The sequence below is a fragment of the Candidatus Margulisiibacteriota bacterium genome (assembly GCA_018822365.1).
In the GTDB taxonomy this organism is placed as follows: domain Bacteria; phylum Margulisbacteria; class WOR-1; order O2-12-FULL-45-9; family XYB2-FULL-48-7; genus XYB2-FULL-45-9.
Window position 1 is genome coordinate 1 of the sequence record JAHJKL010000041.1, and the last position, 6,326, is coordinate 6,326.

Annotated in this window: 7 protein-coding genes; 6 read left to right on the forward strand and 1 reads right to left on the reverse strand. The window is 50.2% G+C overall.

The window, feature by feature from the left end:
* The 6 genes from KKF06_03170 to KKF06_03195 all read left to right on the forward strand — a co-directional run.
* Positions 1-769 (forward strand): chorismate-binding protein (locus KKF06_03170; GenBank protein MBU1616770.1); only part of this gene is annotated, 769 nt, incomplete at its 5' end.
* 73 nt (positions 770-842) lie between these two features.
* Complete coding sequence (locus tag KKF06_03175; GenBank protein MBU1616771.1) at positions 843-2,186, forward strand: hypothetical protein; 1,344 nt, start codon at positions 843-845, stop codon at positions 2,184-2,186.
* 48 nt (positions 2,187-2,234) lie between these two features.
* Positions 2,235-3,293: a PAS domain-containing sensor histidine kinase gene (locus tag KKF06_03180; protein ID MBU1616772.1), complete on the forward strand. Its 1,059-nt coding sequence runs from the start codon at positions 2,235-2,237 to the stop codon at positions 3,291-3,293.
* Complete coding sequence (locus KKF06_03185; protein MBU1616773.1) at positions 3,290-3,982, forward strand: response regulator transcription factor; 693 nt, start codon at positions 3,290-3,292, stop codon at positions 3,980-3,982. The genes KKF06_03180 and KKF06_03185 overlap by 4 nt, the downstream gene beginning before the upstream one ends.
* 5 nt (positions 3,983-3,987) lie before the next feature.
* On the forward strand, positions 3,988-4,722 hold the full coding sequence (locus KKF06_03190) for a hypothetical protein (protein MBU1616774.1): 735 nt from the start codon (positions 3,988-3,990) through the stop codon (positions 4,720-4,722).
* A gap of 10 nt (positions 4,723-4,732) precedes the next feature.
* The gene (locus tag KKF06_03195) at positions 4,733-5,149 is read left to right on the forward strand and encodes an acyl-CoA thioesterase (protein MBU1616775.1); all 417 of its coding nucleotides are present in this window, start codon (positions 4,733-4,735) and stop codon (positions 5,147-5,149) included.
* 19 nt (positions 5,150-5,168) lie between these two features.
* Here KKF06_03195 and KKF06_03200 read toward each other — a convergent pair.
* Positions 5,169-6,326, reverse strand: a 1,158-nt coding sequence (locus tag KKF06_03200; protein ID MBU1616776.1) for a hypothetical protein, incomplete at its 5' end; no start/stop codon positions are given.

Consider the following 6,326-nt stretch of genomic DNA (forward strand, 5'->3'; position numbering starts at 1 on the left):
GAAATACTTTGCCAATATAAGAAAAATACGGGAGTACCTGGAAGCGGGCGACACCTATGAGATCACCTACTGTTTGAAATTCATCTTCGACTTTGCCGGAAACCCTTATGACTTTTACCGGCAACTTTATACAACCCAACCGGTCCCCTATCCCGCGTATATTGAGGGTGATGATTACTTCATGTTATCCCTCTCCCCTGAACTGTTCATGAAAAAGAAAGGAACTTTTCTCACCACCAAACCGATGAAGGGGACCTGGCCAAGAGGGAGAAATCTCTGGGAAGATCTGTGGGCCGGGCGAAAGCTTCATTTTGACAGCAAAAACCGGGCCGAGAATTTGATGATCACCGATCTTCTCCGGAACGATCTGGGGCGGATTGGGAGTAACGTTAAGGTCCCCAAGCTCTTTGAGGTCGCCCGCTACAACACTCTCTATCAGATGACCTCAACCGTTACCGCTAACATTCAAAAAGATTTGCCGCTTTATGATTTACTCAAAGCTCTCCACCCTTCCGGTTCGGTGACCGGCGCCCCCAAGATCCGCTCAATGGAGATCATCCGCGAACTGGAACCCGAACCCCGGCACATTTACACCGGGGCGATCGGCTACATCACCCCTGAACGGGACCTGATGTTCAATGTTCCGATCAGAACAATCCTATTAGAAGGAACACATGGCGAGATGGGGGTCGGCGGCGGGATAGTTTGGGACTCGACCCCTGTTGGGGAATGGGAAGAGTGCCTCTGGAAGGCGGGGTTTCTCGGCTAATTTTACGCTTTTTTTACGTTGCTTAGCGTTATTTTTACCTCATTTTAACGCGTTTTAGTGATAGTATTTTTTTATGCGGCCAAAATTTGGTCTAAACGCGATGCAGATCTTAGTCTTCGGTTATTTTATCGTAACGATCATCGGCGCCCTTCTCCTCTCTTTGCCAATTTCATCAGCGGCCGGAACGGCACAACCATTCGTCGACGCCCTCTTTCTCGCGACTTCCGGGATAAGCACTTCCGGATTGACTGTTATCGATATCGGCAGTTACTATTCACTCTTCGGTCAAATCGTTCTCATGCTGATCTTCCAGGTCGGCGGTATCGGCTACATGGCCTTTTTCGTTTTTATCGCCTATCTTCTCGGTAAAAAATTCTCAAAAACTACCTCGACGGTCGCCAGAGAATCAATGGCCACGGACAGCCACAATATGCACATGCTCGGCGGTTTTTTCCTAAAAGTCATAAGCTTCACCCTGTTTTTTGAGATCATTGGGGCGGTCATTCTTGCTTCCTATTGGTCCGGAGAATACACCCTGCCGCGCGCCATCTATCTTGGAATCTTCCATTCGATCTCCGCCTTTTGCACCGCGGGCTTTAGTCTTTTCCCAACCAGCCTGGTCAATTATAAAACCAGCTGGACCATTAATCTTACGATCAATATTATTTCAATTATCGGCGGGATCGGCTTTTTCGTTCTGTCGGACGCTTATAACGCGTTAATCAGCAAGATAAAGAAACTGAAGCCGACCAGATTAACCCTACATAGTAAAATGGCGCTTATTACCACGGCCGTTGTTATGCTGGCGGGGACGTTGATCATTTTGGTCGCCGAACAGTGGCCAAGCGCCGCCACGCTTCAGGAAAAAGTTATCATTGCCTCATTCCAATCCATTTCGGCGTCAACGACCGATGGCTTTAATACTATCGATATCGGAAAAATGTCGGCAACCAGCCTGGTCGCGCTGATGCTCCTTATGTTCATCGGCGCTTCGCCGGGGAGCACCGGCGGCGGGATGAAAACCACGACCCTGGCCACCCTCTTTGCCGCGGTCCGCGCCTCACTGCGAAAAAAAGATCGGACCGCCGTTTTTGAAAGGAAGATCCCGATCGAAATAATTATCAAAGCGCTGACGATTTTTTGTCTTTTTTCAACGGTTGCCGCGATCGACAGCCTCATCATGGCCAACACGGAAAACGCCTCCTTTCTGCAAACTTTGTTCGAGATCATTTCCGCGCTGGGAAATACCGGTCTCTCGACCGGAATAACCGGCAGTCTGTCTACTGCCGGCAAAATCATCTTAATAATAACCATGTTTATCGGCCGGGTCGGCCCCTTAACAATTGGCTCGGCAATCTTCACCAGCGAAAAACACAATGCTTTGAAACTTCCCAAAGAAGAACTGTTTGTGGGCTGACCCAATCCCTTCCCCAGACAGGTTTTTAGGTCTATAATCAAGGGATAAATGACCCAAGGGCAATGGCATTTTCCCATAAATGATCTCATCATTACGGTAGTGACAGTTGTTGGCATTGCCGCGGCCAATCACTTGCTTAGCCCTTTTATCGGTTATCAATCCACCGGCCTCGTCTTATTATCATCGGTCCTGTTCCTTGGTTTATTTGTTTCATTTCCCGCCCTCATATTATACGCGGGGCTTAGCGCCTTGATCTGGAATTTCTTTTTTATCCCGCCGCACGGGACCTTCGCGATCGCCAAGCCCGAGGACCTGATGATGAACATTGTCTATTTCTTTGCCGCGATCGTGACCGGTTATTTGGCCGATAAAATCAAAAAACATCAAAAACAACTCGCCTTAAAAGAGACCAGAGAAGGGCTTTATCTGACGATTTTTGACAGCCTGTCGCACGAACTAAAAACCCCGATCACTTCGATCATTGGGATAGCCGCAACGCTTAATACGGTAAAAGAGGAAAACAAAAAAAGGGAATTATCGGCCGAGTTGGCCGATTCGGCCGAACGACTTGATCGGATAGTGACCAACTTGCTTGACATGTCCAGGCTGGCCTCCGGTTCCATCGCCTTAAAAAAAGAATGGCAGGAAAGTTCGGAAATAATCCAGGCCTGTCTGCGGCATCTCGGGGAAAAACTGGCCGATCACCGGCTGGAGGTGGAAACCGAAGATTATCTGCCGCTGTTGCTGGTCGATTATGTGCTTTTCGAACAAGCGCTGTCGAACGTCTTGCTTAACGCGGCCAATTATTCCCCCAAAGGATCAACGATCAGCGTCCGCGCGGCCAAGCGAGAAAACTGGCTGGCAATCTCCGTATCCGACGACGGGCCGGGGGTCCCGGATAATGATCTTCCCAATATCTTCGACAAGTTTTACCGGTCCGCGAATTCTCCGCCGGGCGGGACCGGGCTTGGCCTCGCGATCGCCAGAAGCGCGCTTGAGATCAGCGGCGGCAAGATCAAAGCTCGGAACAAAAAAGAAGGGGGCCTGGAAGTCGCGCTTTATTGGCCGATCGATAAACAACCTGAAATAAAGGAGAGGTCATCATGAACAAAGGGGCCAGGGTCCTGATAATCGACGATGAACGATCGATCAGAAAACTGCTTGATGTATACTTATCGACCCAAGGATTTGCCGTTTGCCCGGCAAAAACCGGAAAAGAGGGCTTGCTCTTGTTTAACAGTTTCCGGCCCGACATCGTTATTCTCGATCTGCATCTTCCGGACATCACCGGGGACGAGGTCCTGGCTCAAATAAAGAAAAGAGCTTCCGTCCCGGTCATCATCCTCACCGTCAAGAACGCCGATTCCGACAAGATCGCTCTGCTTGACGCCGGCGCCGATGACTATTTAACCAAACCGTTCAGCCCCGATGAATTAGCCGCCCGGATCAGGGTCGCCCTGCGGCACAGCTTAAATTTAAAAGAGGAACCTATTTTTCGGCATGGCCGGATAAAGATAGATTTTAGTCTGCGCGGCCTGGAGATCGACAGCGAGCCGGTCAAGCTTACCAATACGGAGTTTGACCTGCTAAAAGCGTTGGTCCAAAATACCGGTAAAATTGTGACCCAAAAACAGCTCTTAAAGGAAATTTGGGGGCCTGAATCAACCACCCAAACCCATTACCTTAGGATCTATTTCAGCCAATTAAGAAAAAAGCTCGATAAATATAAACTCTCAAATATAATTTTGACCGAACCAGGCGTTGGTTATCGGCTTGATTTGCAAAACACTAACTAAAAACAATGAAAAGATTTCTGATCTATTTAGTTCTTCTGTTATCCTTCCCCTTCTTTGGCTGCGGGCAATTCAACGCCTCTCCTTCCACCGGTCCGATCTTTACCGATCCAACAGTCAAGCTTGCCGAACTCTCCAGCCAGAATTTTACCGTCAAACTTTTTTATGAGGCGATCGCGCTTGAACCGCTTGTAAACCAAACCGGGACCAGAGTAAGCTTTGGTTTTTGGTCACGCTCGCCAAACCGGGATAACCTGATCGTTCTTCTCGACCAGATCAACAGCTACGCCTCCACGGAAATCTACCGGGCGATCTGGGACGAAGGGACAACCACTTCAACCGCTAGACAATATACTTCGTACCAAACGATGAACCAGGAGTACTGGTATGAACGGGCTTATCCCTTGAGCGATGGAACCGTCTCAATCGAAGGGGTACATTATACAGATCCTCATCCGGTAACAACCATTGAGGCCGATCTTATTTGGGGGGCTTATTCGCAGCGCTATGTCGACATGGTAAAATTAGTCCGGCAGGCAACTGGGGTAACGATCGAATCTTGGTGCTTTGTGCAGGGGGCACGGGCTCACAGGATCTTTTACTCTTATGAATTGCCCAAGCTCGCTTCGCTGGAAGCAGTCGGCGACGTCCGCGTCCATTTTGCCATAACATCCGGAGCAAGCTGGCAAGACCCGCGCCAGTGGATCACCGGGACGACAAACGCCCCCACTCCGGAGCCATAGGAGACAATATATGAATGAATATCAGCTTGATCTAACCGTCCGGGATTACGAATGCGACCTGCAGGGGATCGTCAATAACGCTACATATCTAAATTATCTTGAGCATACCCGCCACGAATTCCTGAAAAGCGTCGGGATCGATTTCGCCCTGATGCATCAGAAAGGGATCGACCTGGTGGTGGTCCGCTCCGAGATCGACTACAAGTCCCCCCTGAAGAGCGGCGACAAATTCTACGTCACCTTGAAAATGGCACAGGAAGGGAAGATCCGGTTCGTGTTTTACCAGGATATCTATCGGGCGGTTGACGACAAACCAATCATTAAAGGAAAAATCACCGGGACCGCCCTTTCGGGCGCCGGACGGCCATTCCTGCCAGACGAGCTGAAAAACCTCATTGAAAATTATTCGGTCGTTGAACCCACTTAGAATTCAACTAAAAGCCAGACTACCTTATCAATTTCCCGACCGGGATAGCTACCCAGCGGTCGCGTTTGGCACGGGTCTTGAGCTTGAAAGTAAATGTCCCCGGCTCGCAGACGATCTGGTACAAAGAGCTAGCGACCGTAGCCCCTCCCGCCTCAAAAGTCACATCCATGATGCCGCACATTCCCGCGACATCAATCTGCCCCTTCCGCTCATTGGCTAATTTCAACAAGTTATTCAGCCGCGCAAGACTCCCCCCCGGCACGGTTGATCCGGGGAGCGGTATCTCCTTATAAGGTGCCAGGTCCCACCCTTGAGGGATGATAAAGAAATGGTTGGTCTGCGCCATTAAACCGTCGGCCTGGTTAACATAAGGGGCATGCGGGACCCGCGCCGCAATGTTCCACTGGTAACAGCGGGCCTCATTTTTGTCTGCGATGCCAATATTATGGGGATAAACGGGAAGGTTCTTTTTCATCCAGACATCGACCTGGTCCATCGTCCTGACAGCAGTGAGGAGCGAAAGGAGCAGGGCATCGTCTTTGACCCAATTCTTAACGTTAAAATGTTCTGTATTGCCGTACATCCCCGCCGCCTGCCTGTCATGGCCGGAACAATCGTTCTCTTCGACAAAGATCCCGGCCTGGTTGATCCCGCTGGAGGCGTAAATGCAGCCGGCCCAGGTGAAGGTGGCCGCCGGCACGGAGCCGTCGTCCGGTTTAAAGACGGTTACCACAATATCGTCGTTGAGAGGTAGGAACTCGAGGTTATAATCGTAGTTACGCCCATAGACCACCCCACCCTGTTTCGAGTAGTTCCCCCACACGCCAAGGGCCGAACAGCGCCCTTTATAGATCTTACTGCTGAACATCAGGACGATCTCCAGCGAATTGGCCGTTTTCAGCTGGTCCAGGGTCAGACCGGAAGTTTCGGCCATTCCCTGGAAGAACTGTTTGAATTTATCAGGATAGGACTGGTAGAAATCTTCGATGATCTCCGCGTTATTTTTATCGCAACCGAGGTTGTATTTGTCTTTATAGGGAGCGACCAGCTCATAAACAGCACGGATATTGGGCGCCAGGAAATGACCGTATTGCCGCCCCATCTCCCGCCAGCTCCCGGTCAACACCACCGTCGGGACATAATCGTAGATGTATTTCGTCCCGCCTTCGAACGTCCC